The sequence below is a fragment of the Luteimonas sp. Soil_C_16 genome (genome assembly GCF_057657295.1).
In genome coordinates, this window is record NZ_JBDGIS010000001.1 from 662,930 (window position 1) to 686,331 (window position 23,402).

General features: G+C 69.2%; 19 protein-coding genes. 10 read left to right on the forward strand and 9 right to left on the reverse strand.

Annotated features, from left to right (window positions below; translation table 11 throughout):
* The first annotated feature begins 243 nt into the window (after positions 1-243).
* The 4 genes from AC3A5T_RS02955 to AC3A5T_RS02970 all read left to right on the forward strand — a co-directional run bounded on the left by AC3A5T_RS02955 (position 244) and on the right by AC3A5T_RS02970 (position 3,575).
* Positions 244-948 carry a TorF family putative porin gene (locus AC3A5T_RS02955; protein WP_332077750.1) on the forward strand — a complete coding sequence of 235 codons (705 nt, stop codon included), beginning with the start codon at positions 244-246 and terminating at the stop codon, positions 946-948.
* A gap of 28 nt (positions 949-976) precedes the next feature.
* Positions 977-1,315: a P-II family nitrogen regulator gene (locus AC3A5T_RS02960; protein WP_159681228.1), complete on the forward strand. Its 339-nt coding sequence runs from the start codon at positions 977-979 to the stop codon at positions 1,313-1,315.
* A gap of 19 nt (positions 1,316-1,334) precedes the next feature.
* Positions 1,335-2,708, forward strand: a complete 1,374-nt coding sequence (locus tag AC3A5T_RS02965; protein ID WP_487627285.1) for an ammonium transporter — start codon at positions 1,335-1,337, stop codon at positions 2,706-2,708.
* Positions 2,709-2,870: 162 nt separating this feature from the next.
* Positions 2,871-3,575 (forward strand): response regulator transcription factor, encoded by a 705-nt coding sequence (locus AC3A5T_RS02970; protein ID WP_487627286.1) that lies wholly within the window; start codon positions 2,871-2,873, stop codon positions 3,573-3,575.
* Here the strand turns inward: AC3A5T_RS02970 and AC3A5T_RS02975 are convergent.
* On the reverse strand, positions 3,559-4,911 hold the full coding sequence (locus AC3A5T_RS02975; protein ID WP_487627287.1) for a sensor histidine kinase: 1,353 nt from the start codon (positions 4,909-4,911) through the stop codon (positions 3,559-3,561). The genes AC3A5T_RS02970 and AC3A5T_RS02975 overlap by 17 nt on opposite strands.
* A 226-nt stretch (positions 4,912-5,137) precedes the next feature.
* Between AC3A5T_RS02975 and AC3A5T_RS02980 the strand changes: the two genes are divergently transcribed.
* The 5 genes from AC3A5T_RS02980 (at position 5,138) to AC3A5T_RS03000 (ending at position 12,463) form a co-directional block, all read left to right on the forward strand.
* Positions 5,138-9,064, forward strand: a complete 3,927-nt coding sequence (locus tag AC3A5T_RS02980; protein ID WP_487627288.1) for an ESPR-type extended signal peptide-containing protein — start codon at positions 5,138-5,140, stop codon at positions 9,062-9,064.
* Positions 9,065-9,144: 80 nt separating this feature from the next.
* Entirely contained in the window at positions 9,145-11,004 is a 1,860-nt protein-coding gene (locus tag AC3A5T_RS02985) for a S8 family peptidase (RefSeq protein WP_487627289.1), read from the forward strand.
* Positions 11,005-11,053: 49 nt separating this feature from the next.
* Positions 11,054-11,356 carry a hypothetical protein gene (locus tag AC3A5T_RS02990; protein WP_487627290.1) on the forward strand — a complete coding sequence of 101 codons (303 nt, stop codon included), beginning with the start codon at positions 11,054-11,056 and terminating at the stop codon, positions 11,354-11,356.
* Positions 11,357-11,405: 49 nt separating this feature from the next.
* A complete protein-coding gene (locus AC3A5T_RS02995; protein ID WP_487627291.1) occupies positions 11,406-11,666 on the forward strand; it encodes a hypothetical protein in 261 nt (86 codons plus the stop codon).
* A gap of 44 nt (positions 11,667-11,710) precedes the next feature.
* A complete protein-coding gene (locus AC3A5T_RS03000) occupies positions 11,711-12,463 on the forward strand; it encodes an N-acetylmuramoyl-L-alanine amidase (protein ID WP_487627292.1) in 753 nt (250 codons plus the stop codon).
* A gap of 216 nt (positions 12,464-12,679) precedes the next feature.
* Here the strand turns inward: AC3A5T_RS03000 and AC3A5T_RS03005 are convergent, their stop codons facing one another.
* The 8 genes from AC3A5T_RS03005 to AC3A5T_RS03040 form a co-directional block, all read right to left on the reverse strand.
* Positions 12,680-12,805 (reverse strand): hypothetical protein, encoded by a 126-nt coding sequence (locus AC3A5T_RS03005; RefSeq protein ID WP_487627293.1) that lies wholly within the window; start codon positions 12,803-12,805, stop codon positions 12,680-12,682.
* 350 nt (positions 12,806-13,155) lie between these two features.
* The gene (locus AC3A5T_RS03010; protein WP_487627294.1) at positions 13,156-15,387 is read right to left on the reverse strand and encodes an NADP-dependent isocitrate dehydrogenase; all 2,232 of its coding nucleotides are present in this window, start codon (positions 15,385-15,387) and stop codon (positions 13,156-13,158) included.
* 275 nt (positions 15,388-15,662) lie between these two features.
* Complete coding sequence (locus tag AC3A5T_RS03015) at positions 15,663-16,127, reverse strand: hypothetical protein (RefSeq protein WP_487627295.1); 465 nt, start codon at positions 16,125-16,127, stop codon at positions 15,663-15,665.
* Between the two features lie 25 nt (positions 16,128-16,152).
* A complete protein-coding gene (locus tag AC3A5T_RS03020) occupies positions 16,153-16,317 on the reverse strand; it encodes a LysM peptidoglycan-binding domain-containing protein (protein ID WP_487627296.1) in 165 nt (54 codons plus the stop codon).
* 111 nt (positions 16,318-16,428) lie between these two features.
* On the reverse strand, positions 16,429-17,262 hold the full coding sequence (gene queF / locus AC3A5T_RS03025) for an NADPH-dependent 7-cyano-7-deazaguanine reductase QueF (RefSeq protein WP_487627297.1): 834 nt from the start codon (positions 17,260-17,262) through the stop codon (positions 16,429-16,431).
* A 190-nt stretch (positions 17,263-17,452) separates the two neighbouring features.
* On the reverse strand, positions 17,453-18,766 hold the full coding sequence (locus AC3A5T_RS03030; protein ID WP_487627298.1) for a M20 family metallopeptidase: 1,314 nt from the start codon (positions 18,764-18,766) through the stop codon (positions 17,453-17,455).
* 122 nt (positions 18,767-18,888) lie between these two features.
* The gene (locus AC3A5T_RS03035) at positions 18,889-19,200 is read right to left on the reverse strand and encodes a DUF4156 domain-containing protein (protein WP_332077763.1); all 312 of its coding nucleotides are present in this window, start codon (positions 19,198-19,200) and stop codon (positions 18,889-18,891) included.
* Between the two features lie 146 nt (positions 19,201-19,346).
* Positions 19,347-22,217 (reverse strand): M16 family metallopeptidase, encoded by a 2,871-nt coding sequence (locus AC3A5T_RS03040; protein WP_487627299.1) that lies wholly within the window; start codon positions 22,215-22,217, stop codon positions 19,347-19,349.
* Between the two features lie 467 nt (positions 22,218-22,684).
* Between AC3A5T_RS03040 and AC3A5T_RS03045 the strand changes: the two genes are divergently transcribed.
* Positions 22,685-23,389, forward strand: coding sequence for an SDR family oxidoreductase (locus tag AC3A5T_RS03045; protein ID WP_487627300.1), 705 nt, complete (start codon positions 22,685-22,687; stop codon positions 23,387-23,389).
* Positions 23,390-23,402: the final 13 nt, after the last annotated feature.

The following is a 23,402-nucleotide window of genomic DNA, read 5'->3' on the forward strand; positions in this document are numbered from 1 at the left end:
TGCGTTTCACCGCCCGACGGCGGCGCCTCCCTCCCCCACGGTGGGCGGCTTCGCCGACAGGCGCACGGAGTCCGGGATTCAACCGATGGATTGGACAGCGGCCGCACAGACGCCATAGAGCGTCGGTCGTGGCGACGGCAGCCAGGGGGCGCCGACGTCGAACGTTCCGCCTGCGAAAAGAACAACAACAAACGCAGTACGCACTGACCGGGGAGGGCTTTCCATTCATTTGAGGAGCCTGTCATGTCGTCACGCAAGAACGCACTCGCCACACTGCTGTGCGCAGGTCTGCTGTCCGCCGGTGCCGCGCACGCGGAAGTCTCCGGCTCGATCACGCTGACCAGCGATTACCTGTTCCGCGGCGTCACCCAGACCGACGAAAAACCTGCCCTGCAGGGCGGTGTCGAATGGGCGCACGACAGCGGTTTCTACGTCGGTACCTGGGGCAGCAGCATCAGCTGGCTGTCCGATTCCGATCCCGACATCTCCAGCCAGCTCGAGCTCGACGGCTATGTCGGCTTCCGCGGCGATTTCGGCGACAGCGGCTTCGGCTACGACGTCGGCGCCGTGCACTACTGGTATCCGGGCAGCTATCCGGCGGGCTTCAACAAGGCCGACACCACCGAGCTCTACGCGGGCGTGAGCTGGAACATCCTCAGCGCCAAGTATTCCTACGCCGTCACCGATCTGTTCGGCATTCCCGACTCCGACGGCAGCAGCAATCTCGACGTCGCCGTCGGCTGGGAGTTCGCACCCAGCTGGACGCTCAACGGCGCCGTGGGCAAGCAGTGGGTCGCCGGCAGCGCGGGCACTGCGACGTACGCGTTCTGGTCGGCGGGCGTGGGCAAGTCGTTCGACAACGGCTTCGACATCGCCCTGAACTTCAACGACAACGACCTGATCGGTCCCGACGACACCATCACCCTCGCCGTCACCAAGTCGTTCTGACGCGGCGCGCGCGCATCTGGAGACCCACATGAAACTGATCATCGCGATCATCCGCCCGTTCAAGCTCGACGAGGTCCGCGAGGCACTCGGCGAAGCCGGCGTCACCGGCCTGACCGTCACCGAGGTCAAGGGCTTCGGCCGACAGAAGGGCCACACCGAGCTCTATCGCGGCGCCGAGTACGTCGTCGATTTCCTGCCCAAGCTGAAGATCGAATGCGCGGTCAGCGACGACGTGTTCGAGGCGGCGATCGAGGCGATCACCAAGGCGGCGGGCACCGGCAAGGTCGGCGACGGCAAGGTGTTCGTCCTCGCACTCGAACAGGCCCTGCGTATCCGCACCGGCGAAATCGGCGCCGACGCGCTCTGACCCCACGGAGATTCCTGACATGACAAAGATCGAGTTCCGCGGGTGGAAGACCCGGATGCAGGCGCTGTGCCTGATGCTGGTGTGTGCGTGCGCGCTGTTCGGCGTCGCAGGCGGCGCGTTCGCGCAGGACGTACCGGCCGAGACGGCGGTGGCCGTGGTGGAAACGGCCGAGGCCGTGACGTTCGACAGCGGCAACGTGGCGTGGATGCTCACCTCCACGCTGCTGGTGCTGCTGATGGTGGTGCCGGGCCTGGCGCTGTTCTACGGCGGCATGGTGCGTGCGAAGAACGTGCTGTCGGTGATCATGCAGGTGCTGGTGGTGTTCTCGGTGGTGATCATCCTGTGGGTGGCCTACGGCTACAGCGCAGCGTTCACCGAAGGCAACGCGTTCTTCGGCTCGTTCACCGAAAAAGCCTTCCTGCGCGGCATCACCGCGGAGACGGATGCGGGCGGTCTGCCGGAATTTCTGTTCATCGTGTTCCAGTCGACGTTCGCCGGCATCACCACGGCGTTGGTCGTCGGGTCCTTCGCCGAGCGCATCAAGTTCTCGGCGGTGCTGCTGTTCTCCATCCTGTGGGTGACGTTCGCCTACCTGCCGATGGTGCACATGGTGTGGAGTGGTGAAGCGGGCTTCCTCGCGCACAAGGGCGTGATCGATTTCGCCGGCGGCACGGTGGTGCATATCAATGCCGGCGTCGCCGGTCTCGTGGGCGCGTACTTCCTCGGCAAGCGTCTGGGCTACGGCAAGGAAGCGATCAAGCCGCACAGCGTGCCCTTCACCTTCATCGGCGCGTCGCTGCTGTGGGTGGGCTGGTTCGGCTTCAATGCCGGCTCGGCGCTCGCCGCCGATGCCAGCGCGTCGCTGGCCATGCTCAACACCATGGTCGCCACCTCGGCCGGCGTCGTCGCCTGGAGCATCGTCGAAGCCTTCACCAAGGGCCGTCCGTCGGCACTGGGCGCGGCCTCGGGCGCGATCGCGGGCCTGGTCGGCATCACGCCGGCCGCGGGCACCGTGGGCCCGATGGGCGCACTGGTGATCGGTCTGGCGGCAGGCGCGTTGTGCGTGTGGGGCGTCACCGGTCTCAAGCGCCTGCTGCGCGCCGACGACAGTCTCGACGTGTTCGGCGTGCACGGTATCGGCGGCATCGTCGGCGCGTTGCTGACGGGTGTCTTCAGCGCGCAGTCGCTGGGCGGCACCGAAGTCGATCTCGCGATCGGCGCGCAGGTCTGGGTGCAGTTCGTCAGCGTCGCGTTCACCGTGCTCTGGTGCGCCGTGGTCACTGCGGTGGTGATGCTGATCGCCAAGCTCGTCGTCGGTCTGCGCGTGACCGAGGACGAAGAGCGCGAAGGTCTGGACATCGTCTCGCACGGCGAATCCGCCTACGAGAAGTAAGGCACATCCGGCGTCCGCGCAGTCGCGCGGACGCCGGCAACGCAAGCGGGGCAGCGGGCGACGGCGGGGAAGGCCGGCGCCCGCTTTTTTGCGCACCTGCGTTTGGTACCTCCGCGCCCATGGGGCTAGGATGCCGGCCACGATGACCGGCCTCTCTCCGCCATGACCGCGCCCGCCGCATTGCACGTCGCCGTGCTCGAGGACGAAGCGACGCTGCGCGAGCGCATCCTGATGCCGGGGCTGCAGCGCTTCGGGTTCGACGCGGCGGGATTCGAGACCATCGCCGCCCTGCGTGCGCATCTGGAGACGCAGCCGGTCGATCTGGTGGTGCTGGACGTCGGCCTGCCCGACGGCGACGGTTTCAGCCTGGCGCGCGCGCTGCGCGAGACGCGACCGCAGCTGGGCGTGGTGATGCTGACCAGCCGCGCCGACACCGGCGATCGCGTGCGCGGGTTGGCCGAAGGCGCCGATGCGTACCTGACCAAGCCGGTCGAGATCGACCTGCTCGCGGCCACGCTGCACAGTCTCGCCCGGCGCATCGGCACCGCACCCGCACCCGCGCGCGATCAGGCGCGCGGTTGGCGGATGAGCGCCGACGGCTGGTGCCTGCTGTCGCCGTCCGGCGGCTCGGCGGCCCTGACGCAGAGCGAGCGCCGGCTGTGCAGGCGCCTGTTCGATGCGCCGGGCGAGCTGGTGTCGCGCGAACAGCTGATCGAAGCGTTGACCGAACACGTGCACGACTTCGATGCGCACCGCATCGATTCGATGATCCACCGCCTGCGCAGCAAGGCCCAGGCGCGTTGCGGCGACGCGCTGCCGCTGACCGCGGTCCGCGGCCGCGGCTACATGCTCACGCTGCAGGACTGAGCGGCAACGCGATCCGGAACGTGGTGCCGGCGCCGGGCGCGCTGGTCACCTCGATCGTGCCGCCGGCCTTGGTCACCAGCTCGTGCACCACCGCCAGGCCCAGCCCGGTGCCGCTGTCGGCGGGCTTGGTGCTGAAGAACGGTTCGAACACGCGCGCGGCGACCGCCGCCGGCATGCCTGCACCATCGTCGCGCAGCGCGATGACGACATCGCCGCGCTCGCGACGTGCATCGATCGCGAACGTGCCCGTGCCGCCGATCGCATCGCGCGCGTTGGAGGCGAGGTTGAGCAGCATCAGTTCGAACTGGCTGCGGTCGAACAGGATCGGCAGCGGCGCGTCTTCGCGCGTGCAGGTCAGCACGATGTGCGCGTCCAGCAGCTGGCGCAGCATCGGCTGCAGCGTCTCGATCGCTTCGCCGGCATCGAAGACGTCCGCCTGTGCATCGTCGCGTCGGCTGAAACGCAGCAGTCGACGGCTGATCGCCATGCCACGCCGCGCGGACGCCTCCACCGATTCCAGACTGTTCTCGAGCTGCGCCGCACGCTGCGCATCACTGCCGCCGTCGTCTTCGTGACGCTCGGCCGAGAAGCCGGCGATGACCGAGAAGATGTTGTTGAAGTCATGCGCCATGCCGCTGGCCATGCGCTCGGTGATCTCTTTCTTCTGCGCGTGGATCAGCTGCGCGTGCGTGCGCTCGCGTTCGCGAATCTCCTGCTCAAGCGCTTCGCCGCGTGCGTTCGATTCGCGCAGGCTTTCGCGCAGCGCCTCCGTCGTGCGGTCGGTGAGAATCGCAACCAGGAAGTAGCTGAAGAGCGTCGAGGGCACGTTGTAGAACGCGCGCGCCGGTGTGTCGGCGAACAGCACCATCGCATCGCGCACCGACCCCAGGGCCACCACCGCGAGCAGCGCGCCGAACACGATCCACAGTGAGCGTCGCCCAAGAACGAGACCACTGAGGATCAGCAGCAGCATCTGCGCGAGCTGGTCGGGCAGCTGGCGTTCGAAGCCGTTCGCGAACGCGTTGACGAACAGCATCGTCAGCAGCATGCCGAGCATCGCGCGCACCGCGGGCCGGAACCGGCCTCGCCGGATCATCCACACGCCGATGCCGGCGAGCGCGGCGATCGCGAGGCTGAAGGACAGCGAGACGATCAGGGCGACCGGCAGCGGACCCTGGGTCAGTGTCGACCACGTCACCACCAGTCCGAAGACCACCATCGCCGGCACGGTGACGGCGAGAAACAGCAGCAGCACCTGGATGACGCGCGCATTGCGGCGGTCGACGACGTCGTCGATCGGCACGCGGTCGAGCCACCTGAGAACGGAATTGGGCATGGCGTTCGCGCTGCTGCGCCACGCGGGCGATGGTGAGTTGACGGTGATCTTCCGGCGAGAAAACGCGGGTGACAAGGGGGCCGCGGCGCTCGTACGTTCGCTCTCGGGGACGCCCTACCCGATCGGGATGACAGGGCCAAGACAGACACGGACGCCGGACGTGGCGGGCACATGCCCGTCGCACGACCGCGTGCGCCTTCACGAAACGCCTGCCGGAGACACCAAAATGAACCGCATCTACCGCACCCTCTGGAACGCCGCGCTCGGCCGCATGGTCGTGGCCTCCGAACTGGCGCGTGCGCCCAGTGGTCGCCGACGCGTCGCGCTGCTCGCCAGCGTCGCGCTGGCCCTGCCGATGACCGCGATGGCCCAGGCGACCGCGGTCGGTCTGCAGACGTTCGAAGCACCCGCGGCGGTCGATGCGACCGACGTGGCGCGTTACTTCCAGGCCAGCGGCAGCGCCGACAGCGATGCCGGCGCCTATGTCGAGGGCGACAACGCGCTCGCGGCCGGCGAAGCGGCATCGGCGATCGGCAACGGCGCCACGGCGCTCGGCGGTGGCGCGGTCGCCGTCGCCGATGATGCGACCGCGGTCGGCAAGGACAGCCTGGCGACCGGCAACTCGGCCACGGCGGTCGGCGGCATGCTGCGCCTGGATTACAGCGACATCGGCAGCTTCGGCGTCGTGCTCGACCAGCAGACGTCGGCGAGCGGTCTGGCCGCCACCGCGCTGGGCGCGGGCGCGCAGGCCAACGGCGATTTCAACACCGCGATCGGCGCGCAGACCGAGACCAGCGGCAAGTCGGCGGTCGCGATCGGCGGTATCGCCGACGTGCTCGAAGACCAGCTGGGCGAAGGTTTCGCGGGTGCGGATCTGCAGAACACGCGCGCCTCGGGCCGGATGACGACCGCGATCGGCGCCGGCGCGCAGGCGATCGAATACGCGTCGACCGCCATCGGCGGACTGGCGAATGCGAGCGGCATCCGTTCGATCGCGATCGGCTACGTGACCCAGGCCACCGGCTATGACGCCACCTCGGTCGGCGACCGCGCCGAGGCCACGCAGGACTGGGCCACCGCCTACGGCGCCGGCGCGCGCGCCATGGGCCTGCGCTCGACCGCACTCGGCGCGTTTTCAAACGCGTGGGCCGAAAATTCCACGGCCGTCGGCCAGGCCGCGATGGCCAACAACGTCAACAGCACGGCGATCGGCAACGGCTCGTGGGCGGCCGGTCGCAACAGCGTCGCGATCGGCAAGGCGACGGTGTGGAACGGCTACTTCTGGGGCGATGGCGATCCGATCCTCTACGTCGACAGCATCGCGATGGGCACCGACGCCGAAGTGCACGGCTCGCGTTCGGTGGCGATCGGCCCGAATGCCTTCGTCGGCATCCAGGAAGACAGCGGCCTGTGGGCGGGGATCGACGGCAGTGTCGCGCTGGGCGCCGGCGCGCTGGCGGACCGGGCGAATACGGTGTCGATCGGCCACGCGGGCGCGGAGCGCCAGATCGCCAATGTCGCGGCTGGCACGCAGGACACCGACGCGGTGAACCTCGCCCAGCTCAAGGCCACCGCGGCCGATGCGACGCGTCATTTCCAGGCCACCGGCAGTGCCGACAGCGACGCGGGCGCCTACGCCGAAGGCGACGAGGCGACGGCGGCCGGCGAGGCGGCGTCCGCGATCGGCAACGGCAGCACCGCGCTGGGCGCCGGCGCCGTGGCGACGGCCGATGCCGCCAGTGCGATCGGCCAGGACAGTCTGGCCACCGGCACGTCGGCGACGGCGGTCGGCGGCAGGCTGCAGCTCGACTACAGCAGCATCGGCGACTTCGGTGTGGTGCTGAACCAGCAGACTGCCGCGCAGGGTCTGGCCGCCACTGCACTGGGCGCGGGTGCGCAGGCCAACGGCGATTTCAACACCGCGATCGGCGCGCAGACCGAGACCAGCGGCAAGTCGGCGGTCGCGATCGGCGGTATCGCCGACGTGCTCGAAGACCAGCTGGGCGAAGGCTTTGCGGGCTCGGATCTGCAGAACACGCGCGCCTCGGGCCGCATGGCGACTGCGATCGGCGCCGGCGCGCAGGCGATCGAATACGCGTCGACGGCCATCGGCGGACTGGCCAATGCGAGCGGCATCCGTTCGATCGCGATCGGCTACGTGACCCAGGCCACCGGCTACGACGCCACCTCGGTCGGCGATCGCGCCGAGGCCACGCAGGACTGGGCCACCGCTTACGGCGCCGGTACGCGCGCCATGGGCCTGCGCTCGACGGCGCTGGGCGCGTTCTCGAACGCGTGGGCCGAGAACGCGACCGCGGTCGGCCAGGGCGCATTCGCGTCCGGCGTGAACAGCACCGGCCTGGGCAGCGGGTCCTGGGCGGCGGGTCGCAACAGCATCGCGATCGGCAAGGCGATGGTGTGGAACGGCTACTTCTGGGGCGATGGCGATCCGATCCTCTACGTCGACAGCATCGCGATGGGCACCGACGCCGAAGTGCACGGCTCGCGCTCGGTGGCGATCGGCCCCAACGCCTTCGTCGGCATCCAGGAAGACAGCGGCCTGTGGGCGGGGATCGACGGCAGCGTCGCGCTGGGCGCCGGCGCGCTGGCGGACCGGGCGAATACGGTGTCGATCGGCCGCGCGGGCGCGGAGCGCCAGATCGCCAACGTCGCCGCCGGCACGCAGACCACCGATGCGGTGAACGTCGGACAGCTCACGGCCGTCGCCGACGGCCTCGGCGAACTGTCGGCCAGTGCGGTCGTCTACGACGCTGCCGACCGGCAGACACTCACGCTCGCCGGGGCCGATGGCACGGTCATCCGCAACGTCGCGGCCGGCGCGGTGACGGACGACAGCACCGATGCCGTCAACGGCGCGCAGCTGTTCGAGACCAATACGCGGGTCACGACCGTGGAAGGGCGGGTCGACGACCTCGATGCGCGCCTGGGGGACGTCGCCGGCGTTGCGGAGAACGCGGTTACCTACGAAGACGCGGACAAGGCGCGGATTTCGCTCGGCGGAGACAGCGGCACGGTGATCGCGAATCTGGGCGCGGGCGACGTGTCCGCGACCAGCACCGAGGCGATCAACGGCGCGCAACTGCACGCGGGTCTGCAGAGCATGGCCGATGTCCTGGGCGGTGGCGCCGCGGTCACGGCGTTCGGCACGTTCACTGCGCCGAGCTACGCGATCCAGGGGACGAACCACGCCTCGATCGGCGCATCGTTCGCTGCGCTCGATGTCGAGATCAGCAACCTCAAGCGCCGCGTCGGCGCGGTCGAGACCGTGATCGACTCCAACCAGGGCACGAACGACCGCGTCGCGGTCGGCGGCGACGCGCCGGCGACGGTCGGCGCCGATACGAACGCGGTCGCCGTCGGTGCGGGCGCGGCCGCCAACGGCGACAACGGCGTCGCGCTCGGCGGCAACGCCTACGCGCACGGCCCCAACGACACCGCGATCGGTGGCAATGCGCGGGTGAATGCCGACGGCAGCACGGCGGTCGGCGCGAACAGCCGCATCTCGGCGAACGCCACCAATGCCGTCGCCGTCGGCGAGAGCGCGTCGGTGACGGCCGCCTCCGGCACCGCGATCGGACAGGGCGCCAGCGTCACCGCGCAGGGTGCCGTCGCGCTCGGCCAGGGCGCGGTGGCGGACCGGGCGAATACGGTGTCGGTGGGCAACGCAACGCAACAGCGACAGATCACGAACGTCGCCGCCGGCACGCAGACGACCGACGCCGCCAACGTCGGCCAGGTGCGCGCGGGCGTGACCGAGGCCAAGGCCTACGCCGACACCACCGCCACGCAGGCGGTCGCGACGTCCAAGGCCTACACCGACCAGCGCCTCGCCAGCTGGGGCGACCAGTTCGAGGTCTACCGCGGCGATGTGGAACGTCGTTTCAGCGATACCGAGCGCCGCATCGACAAGCAGGGCGCGATGAGCGCCGCGATGTTGAACATGGCCACGAACGCGGCCGGCACCCAGAGTCCGCGCGGCCGCGTGGCGGTGGGCGCCGGTTTCCAGAGCGGCGAGCAGGCGTTGTCGATCGGCTACGCGAAGAAGGTCGGCGAACGCGCGTCCTTCAGCCTGGGCGGTGCGTTCAGCGGCGACGAGAAATCGGCCGGCATCGGCTTCGGTATCGATCTGTGACATCCCACGGCGGCGTTCCGCGCCGCCGTCTTTCCCGATTCGCCCATCCGGGCACCCTTCCTTCGACGGAGACACGTTCCATGCGCATCCAGACCACACTCGGCGCCGCGATCGCCGCCATCCTGCTGACCGGCGCCGCCCATGCGGCCACGCCCGGCCTCGACCGGACCGTGACCCGCGACCTCGCCGCCCCGGCCGCGGGCATCGGTGGCCAGCGGTTCGTGGTCAAGACCACGGCCGCCGCCGCACCGGGCCGCGCCGCGCTGACCAGCGCGCTGGGCACGTCGGTGCGTCGCGCCGGACTCGCCAGCGCCGTGCAGGCGACCACCACCGCCGCCGCCCGTCCGGCCGCCACCGCGCGCGTGCTGCGCAGCATGGGTGCGCCCGGCTGGCATGTCGTGCAGGCTTCGCGCGCGCTCACGGCCTCGGAGCAGGCGAGCTTCATCCGCGAGCTGTCCGCCGAGCCGGGCGTGCTCAAGGTCGAGCCCGATCGTCTCTACCAGCGCGCCGACGTGGACCGCACCACCCAGGCGCTGCCAGCCGCCGCGCCGAACGATCCCAACTACGCGCGCTTCCAGTGGAACTTCAACAACGCGACCGGTGGCGTGCGGGCCGAGCAGGGCTGGGAGATCTCGACCGGCGAAGGCGTGGTCGTCGCGGTGATCGACACCGGCATCGTGCAGAACCACGTCGATCTGGCGGCCAATGTGCTGCCGGGCTACGACATGATTTCCGACAAGCGCGTGTCGCGCCGCGACACCGACGGCCGCGTCGCCGGCGGTTGGGATGTCGGCGACTGGGTGGAGGCGAACTACTGCACCGCGCTCGGCGGACAGCCGCACGCGCCGTCGGACAGCTCCTGGCACGGCAGCCACGTCGCCGGCACGATTGCGCAGCAGACCAACAACGGCGTCGGCCTCGCCGGTCTGGCACACGGTGCCAAGGTGGTCCCGGTGCGCGTGCTCGGATCCTGCGGCGGCTTCGGCAGCGACATCGCCGACGGCATGCTGTGGGCGGCCGGTGCGCCGGTGGAAGGCCTGCCGGTGAATCCCAATCCCGCCGAAGTGCTCAACATGAGCCTCGGCAGCGGCGGCCCGCAGGCGTGCCCGGCGGTGTACCAGGACGCGATCAACCAGGTGAACAATCTCGGCGCGATCATCGTCGTGGCCGCGGGCAATTCCAACGCCGACGCCGGCACCTACACGATGGGCGCCTGCAGCGGCGTCATCGCGGTCGGCGCGACGCGCGTCACCGGCGGCAAGGCGAGCTACTCGAGCTGGGGCACGCGCGTGGACCTGTCCGCGCCCGGCGGTGGCGGTTCGATCGACGGTGATCCGAACGGCTACATCTTCCAGGCGATCAACGCCGGCACGACGCGCCCGACCGGCGAGTACGTGCTCGGAGGGTACACCGGCACCTCGATGGCCTCGCCGCATGTCGCGGCCGCCGTGGCGATGGTGCAGAGCGTCGTCGACGTGCCGCTGAAGTGGGGCGAAATGCGCGACCTGCTGCGCCGCACGGCGCGTCCGTTCCCGGCTTCCATTCCCGGTTCCACGCCGATGGGCACGGGCATCCTCGATGTCGCGACGCTGCTCAACCGTGCGACCCAGCCGCCCTGCACCGAGAACTGCGTGCCACCCACCGTGGAACTGTCGAACAAGGTGGAGCTGCGCGGACTGTCGAACGGCGCCGAAGATGCGGTCTTCAGCTTCCGCGCCGAAGCCGGCAAGACGCTGAGCTTCATGACCTACAACGGCACCGGCAACGTCTCGATGTACGTGGCCGCCGGCCGCGTGCCGACGCCGACCGATCGCGACGGGTTCTCCACGCGCGCCAACAGCAATACCGAGACCGTGCGCTTCACCGCGCCGGTGGCCGGCACCTACTACGTGCGCCTGACCGGCACCTATGCCGGCATGACCTTGGTCGCACGCCAGTAAGCCGGAGATGCCACCCGCGTCGGTCCGCCGACGCGGGTGGCGATCGCCCATGCCCAGGCCGCCGGACATCCGATTCGACTGGCTGACGCTCCTGCCGTACTGGGGGCCGGCGGACGATGGCTGCGAAACGCTCGAAGTCGCACTCTCCGACTTCATCCACCGCAGCGGCATGACCGGTACGGACTGGCAGTTCGCCTTCGTGTCCTGGGCCAGTGCGCGGCTGATCCGGACCGGCGAGTGGTACGAGATCGCGACACGCGACACCCGCGGCGGCATCGAGGTGCTGCGCATCGTGCGGGATCCCGGCCCGGCACCGTGTCCGCGAACCGGTGGAACCCCGACACCCGATTGACGCTGCAGACCGTCGCGAGGCGCGACGCGCGCGCGATGCGACACGACCGATGCAATCACCGACACGCCCACCCGCGAACTACGACTGGCTGCTGACCTGGACCGACTGGTGCGCGCGCGAAGATCACCGGCTCGAAGCGGTGTTCGAGCTGGCGACATTCCTGCAGCGCAGCCAGGCCGCGCACGGCTCCTGGTCACTCGATTTCCTGTCCTGGAAATGCGAACGCCTGGTCAGCGACGGCTGCTGGTACGAGGCACGCATGGAACACCGGCAGGACCGCATCGACGTGCGCGTGGTGCTCGATCGCTGACTGCGCGGCTTGCGCCGATGCGCGCGAGCGGGTGCAATGCGGACATGCGCACTCCCCTCGTTCTGCTGGCCGCGCTGCTGCTGTCGGCCTGTGCCCACCAGTCGCCCCGCAATCCGCTCGCCACCTGGGTGCCGTCGAGCAACCACGACGCGCGTCGACCGGTGCTGGTGGTGCTGCACTACACCGAGCAGGAATCGGTGCAGCGCAGTCTCGACACGCTGCGCACCGCCAACAGCGGCGGTCGCGTGAGTTCGCATTATCTGATCGGCCAGGATGGCACGCGCTACCAGCTGGTCTCCGACCTCGATCGCGCCTGGCATGCCGGCGCCGGCAGCTGGGGTGCGGTGAGCGACGTGAACTCCGCTTCGATCGGCATCGAACTCGACAACAACGGCCGCGTGCCGTTCACCGAACCACTGGTCGAGAGCCTGCTGGTGCTGCTGGACGATCTGAAGACGCGGTGGCGTATTCCGGCCGAGAACTTCATCGGCCACTCCGATCTTGCGCCCGGCCGCAAGGTCGATCCGGGCGTGCATTTCCCGTGGAAGCGTCTGGCGCAACACGGCTATGGCGTCTGGCCACGCGACGACACGCCGCCGGCGCCGGCGGACTTCGACGTGGTGCAGGCCTTGCGGGTCGTGGGCTATCCGGTTGACGACCTCGATGCGACGTCGCGGGCGTTCCGGTTGCGGTTCCGCGCGTTGGCCGATGGACCGCTGGATGCAGAGGATCAGCGGATCCTCTACGCGCTGGTGCAGGGGTGGACAATTCCCGCGGATGCTGCCGCGCAGCCGTAGCTTTGCAGTTGCAGTTGCAGTTGCAGTTGCAGTTGCTTCGCTCTTCCCAAATCTCGATGCCGTAGTTGCGACTGCAGACCCGTAGGGCGCCGCACAGGACGTGCGGCGTTTTCCGACCGAGGCAGGATGCCGAGTCGGAAAATCCCGGTGCGCATGACGCCGCGGGCTTCGGACTTGTCGGGGAGACGTTTTTCTTTGGTTCCGTTTCTTTTGGCGTCAACCAAAAGAAATGAACTCGGCCGCGTCAGCGGACGAAAGCGTTTGATCTGTGCCTGTGCGTTTGCCTTCGGCAAGAAAAGCAACATCAAACGCTTCCACTCGCCTTGCGGCGAGCGGGTTCATTTCTTTTGCTGCCCCACGCACACAGTGCGAACGGCGCAGCCGGCCCCGAAGGGGCGAGCATCGAAGATGCGAGTCAAAGAAACGGAACCAAAGAAAAGGGCCAGCCCCGACGAAGCTCACCCGGCGTGTCACCTGTTCCGGGATTTTCCGACTCGCCATCCTGGCTCGGTCGGAAAACGCCGCACATCCATGTGCGGCGCCCTACGGGTCTGCGAGCGATGTAAGCACGTCCCGAGAAAGCAAGAGCGCAGCAACCGCAGAACAACCGCGATGGCCAACGCAAAAAGCAAAGCCCACAACGCAACAGGCCCGCCAAAGCGGGCCTGTCGGTCACACATTGAAGCGAACGCTTACTGCTTGAGCGAATCGATCGCCGAATTGAGCGTCTGGCTCGGGCGCATCGCCTCGACCACCTTCGCCAGATCCGGATGGTAGTAGCCGCCGATGTCGACCGGCTTGCCCTGCGCGCCGTTGAGTTCGGACAGGATCGCCGCTTCGCCGTCCGTCAGCGCCTTCGCCACCGGTGCGAACGTCGCCTTCAGATCGGCGTCGTCGGTCTGGTCGGCCAGCGCCTGCGCCCAGTACTGGGCGAGGTAGAAGTGGCTGCCGCGGTTGTCGAGTTCGCCGACCTTGCGCGCCGGCGAGCGGTTCTCGTCGAGGATGCGGCCGTTGGCGACGTCGAGCGCGGCGGCCAGCACCTTGGCCTTCCGGTTGTCGTAGGCGTTGCCGAGATGTTCGAGCGATGCAGCGAGCGCGAGGAATTCGCCGAGCGAATCCCAGCGCAGGTAGTTCTCCTCGACGAACTGCTGCACGTGCTTCGGCGCCGAGCCACCCGCGCCGGTTTCGAACAGGCCGCCACCGGCCATCAGCGGCACGATCGACAGCATCTTGGCGCTGGTGCCCAGCTCCATGATCGGGAACAGGTCGGTCAGGTAATCGCGCAGCACGTTGCCGGTGACCGAGATCGTGTCCTCGCCCTTGCGGATGCGCGCCAGCGAGAACGTCGTCGCCTCGACCGGCGGCAGCACGCGCAGGTCCAGACCGGCGGTGTCGTGATCCTTGAGGTACGTCTCGACCTTGGCGATCACCTGCGCATCGTGCGCGCGGCGCTTGTCGAGCCAGAACACGGCCGGCGTTTCCGACAGGCGCGCGCGGTTCACGGCGAGCTTCACCCAGTCCTGGATCGGCGCGTCCTTGGTCTGGCACATGCGCCAGATGTCGCCGCTCTCGACCGCGTGTTCGAACACCACGTTGCCGTCGCCGTCGGTGACGCGCACGGTCCCGTCGCCGGGGATCTGGAACGTCTTGTCGTGGCTGCCGTATTCCTCGGCCTTCTGCGCCATCAGGCCGACGTTGGGCACCGAGCCCATCGTCGTCGGGTCGAGCGCGCCGTGCGTCTTGCACTCGTCGATGACCGCTTGGAACACGTCGGCATAGCAGCGGTCCGGAATCACGGCCTTGGCATCCTGCAGCTTGCCGTCGGCGTTCCACATGCCGCCCGAGTCGCGGATCATCGCCGGCATCGAGGCGTCGACGATGACGTCGCTAGGCACGTGCAGGTTGGTGATGCCCTTGTCGGAATTGACCATCGCAAGCTTCGGGCGCGTCGCATAGAGCCCGTCGATGTCGGCGCGGATCGCGTCCTGCTGGTCCTGCGGCAGCGACGTGATGCGCGCGTACAGGTCACCGATGCCGTTGTTGGCATCGAAGCCGACCTGGGCCAGTGCGTCGGCGTACTTGGTCAGCACGTCGCGATAGAACGCCTGCACGACGATGCCGAACATGATCGGGTCGGAGACCTTCATCATCGTAGCTTTCAGGTGCAGCGAGAACAGCACGTCCTGCGCCTTCGCGTCTTCGATCTGCGCTTCGATGAAGCTGGCGAGCGCCTTGCGCGACATCACCGCGGCGTCGACGATCTCGCCGGCCTGCACCTTCACCGCATCCTTGAGCACCGTCGTCGCGCCGTCGCTGCCGACGAGTTCGATCTTCAGCGCGCCGGCCTTCTCCAGCGTCGCGGAGCGTTCGCTGCCGTAGAAATCACCTTCGCTCATGTGCGCGACGTGCGACTTCGAATCGCCGGCCCACTTGCCCATGCGGTGCGGATGCTTGCGCGCGAACGCCTTCACCGACTTCGGTGCGCGGCGGTCCGAGTTGCCTTCGCGCAGCACCGGATTCACCGCGCTGCCCTTGGTGCGGTCGAAGCGCGCCTTGATGTCGGTCTCTTCGTCGGTCTTCGGCACGTCCGGGTAATCCGGCAGCGCGAAGCCCTGGCCCTGCAGTTCCTTGATCGCGGCCTTGAGCTGCGGCACCGAGGCGCTGATGTTCGGCAGCTTGATGATGTTGGCTTCGGGCGTGGTCGCCAGCTGGCCGAGTTCGGCGAGGTGATCGCCGATCTTCTGCGCGTCGGTCAGCAGCTCCGGGAACTGCGCCAGGATGCGGCCGGCCAGCGAGATGTCGCGCGTTTCGACCGCGATGCCCGCCGGTTTGGTGAACGCCTCGACGATCGGCAGCAGCGACTGCGTCGCCAGGTACGGGGCTTCGTCGGTGAGCGTGTAGAGGATCTTCGGCGTATCGGACATGCGGGCGTGTCTCGTCTGGAAACGGGGGGGAATTGCGTGGCCGGCGCGCGTCGCGGCATCCAGTGGCCGCGCGTGCCGGCGCGTCCGCGGATCGGCCGTCGAGGGCCGCTGCGTGCGGACGACACAGCCCCTCGATTGTCGCGCGTTTGCGCAGGTCGCGGAAGGCGCGTGCCCGCGCGGAGACATACGGGACAGCATGGTGCGCATGTCACGCACCACGAAAAAAAACGCGGCCGGAGCCGCGTTCGTGTTCGAAGCCGTGCGCGCGCTGCGGTTTACTTCACCGAGAACTCGCGCGTCTCCACCACCGTGCCGTCGAGCGAGATCTCCAGCTTGTAGGTGCCGACCGGCCAGCCTTCGGGATGGTGGATGTCGAAGGCGATGACCTGCGGGCCGGCGGCGACATCCGCCTCGGTGTTGCGGACCAGCTGGCCTTCGCCGAACGTCCAGCGCGCGGCGAGCTTGGCCGCGCTTTCGCCCTCGGTGCCGACCGACGCGTAGATGGTGTCGGTGGTCGCGAACTCCGACGCCGGCGTCGACACGCGGTTCTGGTCGTCGACGGCGTTGCCCAGTTCGACGCTGGTGACCGTGGCCGGTGCAGGCGGCGCGGGCGCCGGCGGCGGTTCGGGCGCGGTGGGTGCCGGCGGCGGCGCCGTGGTGGGCGCATCGCGATTGCAGCCGGCGAGCAGCAGCACGCCACCGAGTGCGGCAGCCAGGGTCAGGACGACGGGTCGGGTCATGGAAACTCCTGGAATCGGGAATCGGTCACGCGGCAGGCAGCTGCAGCACCTGGCCGGCATGGAGGGCATCGGGATCGTCGAGCACGTCGCGGTTGGCGTCGAACAGCTCGCGCCAGCGGTCCCGCGCACCGAGTTCGGATTCGGCGATTCCGGACAGGCTGTCACCCTTGCGCACGACGTACGTGCGCATCGGGTGTGGGTCTGGAATGCGGGAAGGCGTCATGGCCGGGCGTGCGTGGAGGCGACGGCGCAGGCTCCCACGCCCCGCGTTAAGAATCCATCGCGCGGGGCGGGCAATCGCCTACTGCCGTTCGTCGCGCAGGCGCGCGGGCATGGCGTGCCCGGGCGTTGCCCGCCACGGATTGATGTCCAGCCCGCCGCGCCGCGTGTAGCGCGCCTCGACCGACAGCGTCTCCGGCCGGCAACGCGCCAGCAGGTCGACGAACACGCGCTCGACGCATTGCTCGTGGAATTCGGCGTGGTCGCGGAACGACACCAGATACCGCAGCAGCGCGGCGCGATCGATGCGCGGCCCGCGATAGGCGATGTGCAGGCTGGCCCAGTCGGGCTGGCCGGTGACCGGGCAGTTCGACTTCAGCAGCTGCGAGGTCAGCTGTTCTTCGACGATCTCGCCGGCATCGGCCGCGAGCAGCGACGCGTCCGGCGGACCGTAGCTGGCGATCTCGACCTCGAGCGCGTCGATCGATGCGCCGTCGTGCGCGACGTCGGCCATCGCGGGCAGCCCGAACACGACGTCGACGCGCGCACCGGCGGACTGCGACAGGTCGTCGATGACACGCGCGAGAACGGCATCGGCAGTATCGAAGCGCGTGTGATTGAGTGAGTTGAGATAGAGCTTCAGCGACTTCGACTCGACCAGATGCGGCGAATCGCCCGGCACGGTGATCGTCGCCGTCGCCACGACCGGCTTGCCGCGCGTGTCCAGCCAGCTCAGTTCGTAGGCATGCCAGCGGTCGTGACCGACGAAGGGCAGCGCCGCGCCGATGCCGATTTCCGCGCGACCGAGCGTGCGCGCGATCGGGAACAGCAGGCCGGGATCGTAATGACGCGGATAGGCGACCTCGCGGCCGAGCGGAATGGGCGGCGCGGCCGCGATGGGGGTTCGGGGGGACATGCGGGGATTTTAGCGCCGGGGGGATGACGGGCGTTGCGTGGGGGGCGCACGTCAGGGCGTCAGAAGGTCAGGCCGTCAGCCTGTCTGCGTCGGATGCGTCAGCCCTCGATCCGTCGCCCCGGCGGCTTTCAACAGACGCATGTCTGGTCACGCCGGGGCCCAGCGACTTGCGCTCACGTTCGAAAACGCCTCAACCCTCTCCCGCATCCAGATAATCCAGGCTCACCTGCAGCATCGCCCGCAGCCCGAGATCCAGCGCGGATTCGTCGAGATCGAACTGCGGCGAATGGTTGCTCGGCGCGGTCGCCGGGTCCTTGCCAGCCGCCGTCGCGCCGACGAAGAAGAACATCGCGGGGACTTCCTTCGCGTAATACGCGAAATCCTCGGCGCCCATGTTGAGCGGGGTTTCGACGACGTTCTCGGCGCCGGCCACGGCCTGCAGGCTCGGCAGCAGGCGCGCGGTGAGTGCGGGATCGTTGACGGTGACGGGGTTGCCGGTGGCGTCGGGCACCTGCGCCTCGACGGTGGCGCCGTGCGCGGCGGCGACGTGTTCGGCGACGTTCTTCAGGTCGGCGAAGATGTCGCTGCGCACGTCTTCGTCGAAGGTGCGGATCGTGCCGACCAGCTCGACGCTGTCGGGAATGATGTTGTAGCGGATGCCGCCCTTGATCGCGCCGAAGCTGACGACCGCGGGCAACGTGGAGATGTTGGTGCGGCGGCTGACGATGGTCTGCGCGGTGCCGATCAGGTCGGCCGCGGCGACGATCGGATCGACGCCGCCCCAGGGCCGCGAGCCGTGCGTCTGCCGGCCGATGACCTTGATGTTGAACCGGTCGGACGCGGCCATCAGCGGGCCACCGCGCACGCCGAGCTGGCCGGCCTGCAGCGTCGAGAACACATGCAGGCCGAAGATCGCGTCCGGTTTGAAGTCGCTGAAGATGCCTTCGGCCAGCATCATTGACGCGCCGCCGTCCTCGTCGTCGGGCGGGCCTTCCTCGGCCGGCTGGAACACGAACAGCACCTCGCCGGCCAGCTGCTCGCGCATGCCGACCAGCGCTTCGGCCACGCCCATCAGGATCGCGACGTGCGCATCGTGGCCGCAGGCGTGCATGACGCCGGTGGGTTCGCCGCGGTAGGTCGTGGTCGCGGTGGAGGCGAAGGGCAGGCCGGTCTGTTCGGTCACCGGCAACGCGTCCATGTCGGCGCGCAGCGCGATCTTCGGGCCGGGGCGGCCGCCCTTGAGCACGGCGGTCACGCCGGTGTGCGCGATGCCGGTCTTGGGTTCGAGGCCGAGGCTGCGCAGATGCTCCGCGACCAGCGCCGCGGTGCGCGTCTCGCGGTTGCCGAGCTCGGGATGCTGATGGATGTCTCGCCGCCAGTCGACGAGTTTGGCCTGCAGCGCAGTCGCCGCACTGGCGACTTCGGGACGTTGCGCGTCCTGCGCGTGCGACAGAACAGGCAGGGCGGCGCAGGCGCACAGCAGCGCGGTGGCGAGACGATGCATCGGCGGATCCTCGGCGGGTGACCGGTCGATGCTAGTGGATCAGCGGGCCCGCAGGCGCAATGCAGACAGCGCGCTTGCGCGCGCTTTCCTGATCAGGACTCGATCGATCGCGACGTGCGCGGTCAGCGCCCGCACTGCCAGGCGCCGAAGCGCTGGCTGCCGCCGGCCGGCTCGCCCAGCGGGCTGATCGTGTCGGCGTTGAGACCGGGCGCCTCGTTGCGGGCGAGGGTCTCGAGTTCCTCGCGCACGCGCAGCTGGTTGCGTTCGACGAACGCGATGCTGTGCTTGACCGAGACTTCCACCTCGCCGCGCTTCTGGCAGTCGGCAGGCGCCGCACTCGTCACACGCACCGCGCTCGCGCCCGGCGCCATGTGCACCCAGGTGCAGCCGACGGCGGACAGGGACAGCAGCATCACGGTCAGGGACTTGCGCATTCGGAATGCTCCGGGGATGGATGGGGAAGGACGCGATGCCCGCCATTGTGGCGGGCATCGGCTGAGCGGGCGATCACCGTGCGCGGAAGCCGTTCGAGCCTGCTGCGCGCACCAGCCGGCAAGCGCAGCGGGACATTGGACGGGTGTCAGCGTGCGACCGGCTTGCCGTCGGCGTCGAGTACCTGCACCTCGCCCAGGTCGAGCGCGCGGATCGGCGCCTCGATCTGCTTGAGATCGCCGACCACGATCCAGGTCAGTGCCTTGGGATCGATCGTCGTCGCCACGCCGCTGAGGTCGGCCACGGTCATCGACTCGATCTCGGCCTTGCGCTGGAACACGTAGTCGTCCGGACGGCCGAAGCGCACGTTGCCGCCGATCGTCGACATCACCGACCACGCGGTCTCGTAGGCGCCGGGCAGGCTCAGCGTGTTGATCGCCTGGGCACGTGCGAGTTCGGCGGCGGTCGCCGGGCGGTCGCCATCGGCGAAGTCGGTCAGCTCACGCTGGATCTCGGCCATCGCCTCGGCGGTCTTGTCGATCTGCACCGGCGCGGACGCCATCCACGGGCGCTGGCCCAGCGTGCCGCTGGCCGAGCTGCGCGCGCCGTAGGACCAGTGCTTGTCCTCGCGCAGGTTCATGTTCAGACGCGCAGTGAAATCGCCGCCGATCACGGTGTTGGCCATGTCGAAACGGGTCGACGAGGCATCGTTGGTCGGCGGAATCACCTGCGCGGCGAAGATGTTGGCCTGCACCGCGCCGGGCTGGTCGATCAGGAACACCCGCGGGGCGGTCGGGCGTGCGACCTCGGCGACTTCGATGGCCGCCGGTGCCGGACCGGTGCCGCGCCAGTCGCCGAAATGCCGCTCCAGCATCGGCACGATCTCGTCCAGCGTGGTGTCGCCGACGACGATCAGCGTCGCGCCTTCCGGACGCACCCAGTCGCGGTGGAAGGCGACCAGCTCGTCGCGCGTGAGCCTGGAGATCGCGTCTTCGGTGCCGCTGCCGGTGAACGGAATCGCATACGGATGACCGGCGCCGTAGACCAGCGGCGGCAGCACGCGCATCGCCACGCTCGACGGGCGCGCCTTCTCCTGCGCGATGCCGGCGATCCACGTCGCCTTGATGCGGTCGATTTCCTTCTGGTCGAAGTTCGGGCGACGCAGCATGTCGGCGAACAGCGCCAGCGACGGATCGAGGTTTTCCTTCAGCGCCGAGACGTAGGCATTGCTGCCGTCGAGCGAAGCGCCCGCGCCGAGGCTCGCACCCAGGGCTTCGACGCGGTCGGCGAAGTCGAGCGCGCCCAGACCGCCGGCGCCTTCGTCGAGCACGTTCATCGTGAAGCTCGCAGTGCCCGGCGTGCGGCCCAGATCGGCGGTGTAACCGCCCTTGAACTCGTAGCTCAACTGCACGACCGGAATCTCCGGACGGCGCGCCAGGATCACCTGCGTGCCGTTGGACAGCGTGGCGCGCGCCTGCGCGGGGAACTTGAGTTCCGGGAACGACGCGGTCTTCGGCACGCCGGTGCTGCGGTCGACGGTGCTGCGCGTGGTCGTGTATTTGGCATCCGGCGCCGGCGGCGTGAACGGGGCGGGCGTGACCGCGGGTTCTTCGGCCAGCGCCGTGCGCGCGCCCGGCACGACGGTGATGGTGTGGCTGCCGACATCGAGCCACTTGGCGCCGGCCGCCTTGACGTCCTCGGCAGTGGTCGCGGCGACGTTCGCCAAGGACGCGCGGAAGCAGCCCGGATCGCCCTCGTAGACGGTGCATTCGGCCAGCGCGTCGGCCTTGCCGCCGAAGCCGCCGATGCGCTCGATGCCGCGCACGAAGCCGGCGCGAAAGCCGGTCTTGGCGCGCTCGAGTTCCTCGGCGCTCGGCCCTTCGCTGATCAGGCGCTCGAGTTCCTCGTCGATCGCCGCTTCGACGGTCGCCGGGTCCACGCCCTGCTTCACGGTCGCCATCACGACGAAGTTCGAGCCCAGCTGCGAGCCGTAGGCACCGGCGCTGATGTTGTCGACCAGGCGGTCGTCGTGCAGCAGGCGGCGGTCGAGGCGCGACGCCTTCGCGCCGCCGAGAATGCTGCCGAGCACCTGCAGGTGATCGATCTCGGTGGTGCCCAGTTCGGCCACGTTCCACGCGCGGTAGATGCGCACCTGCGGGACCTGGTCTTCCATCGTCTCGCGGGTGTCGGCGCTGCGCTTGGCCACGTCGACGGCGGGCTGCGCCATCGTCGGGCCGGCCGGAATGTCGCCGAAGTATTGCGCCACCTTGCGGCGCGCGGTGGCCACGTCGATGTCGCCGGCCAGCACCAGCACCGCATTGTTCGGGCCGTACCAGGTGCGGAACCACTGCTTGACGTCGTCGAGCGAGGCCGCGTTGAGGTCGTTCATCGAGCCGATGACGCCGTGGTGATACGGATGGCCCTTGGGGTACAGCGCGCGGGTCAGCTTGTCCCAGACCTGACCGTAGGGCTGGTTCTCGCCCTGCCGCTTCTCGTTCTGCACCACGCCGCGCTGCTCGTCGAGCGCCGCCTGGTCGACCGCGCCGAGCAGGTGGCCCATGCGGTCGGATTCCATCCACAGCGCCATGTCGAGCGCGGTGGTGGGCACGTTCTGGAAGTAGTTCGTGCGGTCGGTGTTGGTGGTGCCGTTCTGGTCGGTCACGCCGACCTGCTTGAAGGGGTCGAAGAACTCGCCGTCGTGATTCTCGCTGGCCTGGAACATCAGATGCTCGAACAGGTGCGCGAAGCCGCTGCGGCCGGCCGGTTCGTCCTTGCTGCCCACGTGGTACCAGATGTTGACCGCGACGATCGGCGCCTTGCGATCGGTATGCACCACCACGCGCAGGCCGTTGGGCAGGGTGAAGGTCTCGTACGGAATGTCGACGCCGGCGGCCTGGGCGGGCGGTGCGGCCAGCGCCATCGGCGCCGCGGCGATGCCGGACAGGGCGAGGCCGGTGGCGAGCGCGAGCAGGGCCGCGCGCGGGCGGGTCGGAGCGGTACGGAGACGGTCGACGGACATGCCGGTCCTTGCAGTTCAGGCGGGATTGGACCCGCATCGTAGCCAGCCCCGGTGCCTTCGGCACGGGCCGCAGGTCATGGTGGGTCTCTGCTTGCGGTCGAGGCGATCGTCGCAGCGGATCGAAGCCCTCCCCCGCGCTGCGGGGGAGGGTTGGGTGGGGGCGAACGGCCAGGCTGACGGGTGTCCGGATTCCAGGCATCTGCAACGCGTGCGATCCGTTCCTGCCGTGATCCGGGCGTTCGCCCCCATCCCGGCCTGTCCGGCCCGGCGCAGCGCGCCGGTCGTTCGATCGACTCGCGCGGCGGTGCCGGGCAAGCGAGTCGCTCTCACCCCGCGCGCGCGGGGGAAGGCGCAGATTGCGGACCCGTCTCGGTCTGGCCGCACGCCAGTGCGCTGCGCGGCCTTGCCCGTCTGATTTTCACGACGCGCCCGCTAGCATCGAAGCCCGGTTTCCCCAAGGCACAGCCATGACCCACTGGACCCTCGTCACCGGCGCCAACCGCGGCCTCGGCCTCGAATTCGTCCGCCAGCTGCTGGCCGACGGCGCCCGCGTCGTCGCGACCTGCCGGCATCCCGGCAAGGCCACCGCGCTTAATAATCTCGCTGCCGAACACCCCGGCCATCTGAAGGTGCTGCCGCTGGACGTCGGCGATGCCCGCTCGCGCGACGAGCTGGTCCGCGAATGGCCGCTGGCCGCGGGCGAGGACGCGCGCATCGGCGTGCTGATCAACAACGCGGGCGTGCTGCACAGCGGCGAGCGCTTCGGCACGCTGACCGCCGACACGCTCGACGACAGCCTGCGCACCAACGTCACCGGCCCGCTGCTGCTGACCCAGGCGCTGGCGCCGCTGCTCGTCGACGGCGCGCGCGTCGCCAACCTGTCCTCGCAACTCGGTTCGATCGCCAACACCACACGCTTCGGCACGCCGAGCTATGCGATCAGCAAGGCCGCGCAGAATATGGCGACCGTGCAACTGGCGCATGCCCTGCGCGAGCGCGGCATCGTCGTCGTCGCCCTGCATCCGGGCTGGGTACAGACCGACATGGGCGGCGCCCAGGCCAGCGAAGTGCCCGGAGATTCGGTCGCCGGCCTGCGCAAGGTCATCGACGGTCTGGGGCCGGACGACAGTGGCCGCTTCCTCGACTGGACCGGCGCGACGCTGCCCTGGTGACCGACAATGGCCG

What these genes read in the sequence shown, in the direction of transcription:
- AC3A5T_RS03020 (WP_487627296.1), bottom strand. Translation starts at nt 16,317, where the DNA reads ATGCGCACGTACGTCGTGCGCAAGGGTGACAGCCTGTCCGGAATCGCC.
- AC3A5T_RS03035 (WP_332077763.1), bottom strand. Translation starts at nt 19,200, where the DNA reads ATGCGCAAGTCCCTGACCGTGATGCTGCTGTCCCTGTCCGCCGTCGGC.
- AC3A5T_RS03040 (WP_487627299.1), bottom strand. Translation starts at nt 22,217, where the DNA reads ATGTCCGTCGACCGTCTCCGTACCGCTCCGACCCGCCCGCGCGCGGCC.
- AC3A5T_RS03010 (WP_487627294.1), bottom strand. Translation starts at nt 15,387, where the DNA reads ATGTCCGATACGCCGAAGATCCTCTACACGCTCACCGACGAAGCCCCG.
- AC3A5T_RS03015 (WP_487627295.1), bottom strand. Translation starts at nt 16,127, where the DNA reads ATGACCCGACCCGTCGTCCTGACCCTGGCTGCCGCACTCGGTGGCGTG.
- AC3A5T_RS02955 (WP_332077750.1), top strand. Translation starts at nt 244, where the DNA reads ATGTCGTCACGCAAGAACGCACTCGCCACACTGCTGTGCGCAGGTCTG.
- AC3A5T_RS03030 (WP_487627298.1), bottom strand. Translation starts at nt 18,766, where the DNA reads ATGCATCGTCTCGCCACCGCGCTGCTGTGCGCCTGCGCCGCCCTGCCT.
- AC3A5T_RS02980 (WP_487627288.1), top strand. Translation starts at nt 5,138, where the DNA reads ATGAACCGCATCTACCGCACCCTCTGGAACGCCGCGCTCGGCCGCATG.
- AC3A5T_RS02960 (WP_159681228.1), top strand. Translation starts at nt 977, where the DNA reads ATGAAACTGATCATCGCGATCATCCGCCCGTTCAAGCTCGACGAGGTC.
- AC3A5T_RS03000 (WP_487627292.1), top strand. Translation starts at nt 11,711, where the DNA reads ATGCGCACTCCCCTCGTTCTGCTGGCCGCGCTGCTGCTGTCGGCCTGT.
- AC3A5T_RS02970 (WP_487627286.1), top strand. Translation starts at nt 2,871, where the DNA reads ATGACCGCGCCCGCCGCATTGCACGTCGCCGTGCTCGAGGACGAAGCG.
- AC3A5T_RS02965 (WP_487627285.1), top strand. Translation starts at nt 1,335, where the DNA reads ATGACAAAGATCGAGTTCCGCGGGTGGAAGACCCGGATGCAGGCGCTG.
- AC3A5T_RS02985 (WP_487627289.1), top strand. Translation starts at nt 9,145, where the DNA reads ATGCGCATCCAGACCACACTCGGCGCCGCGATCGCCGCCATCCTGCTG.
- queF (WP_487627297.1), bottom strand. Translation starts at nt 17,262, where the DNA reads ATGTCCCCCCGAACCCCCATCGCGGCCGCGCCGCCCATTCCGCTCGGC.
- AC3A5T_RS03005 (WP_487627293.1), bottom strand. Translation starts at nt 12,805, where the DNA reads ATGAACCCGCTCGCCGCAAGGCGAGTGGAAGCGTTTGATGTTGCTTTT.
- AC3A5T_RS02975 (WP_487627287.1), bottom strand. Translation starts at nt 4,911, where the DNA reads ATGCCCAATTCCGTTCTCAGGTGGCTCGACCGCGTGCCGATCGACGAC.
- AC3A5T_RS03045 (WP_487627300.1), top strand. Translation starts at nt 22,685, where the DNA reads ATGACCCACTGGACCCTCGTCACCGGCGCCAACCGCGGCCTCGGCCTC.
- AC3A5T_RS02995 (WP_487627291.1), top strand. Translation starts at nt 11,406, where the DNA reads ATGCAATCACCGACACGCCCACCCGCGAACTACGACTGGCTGCTGACC.
- AC3A5T_RS02990 (WP_487627290.1), top strand. Translation starts at nt 11,054, where the DNA reads ATGCCCAGGCCGCCGGACATCCGATTCGACTGGCTGACGCTCCTGCCG.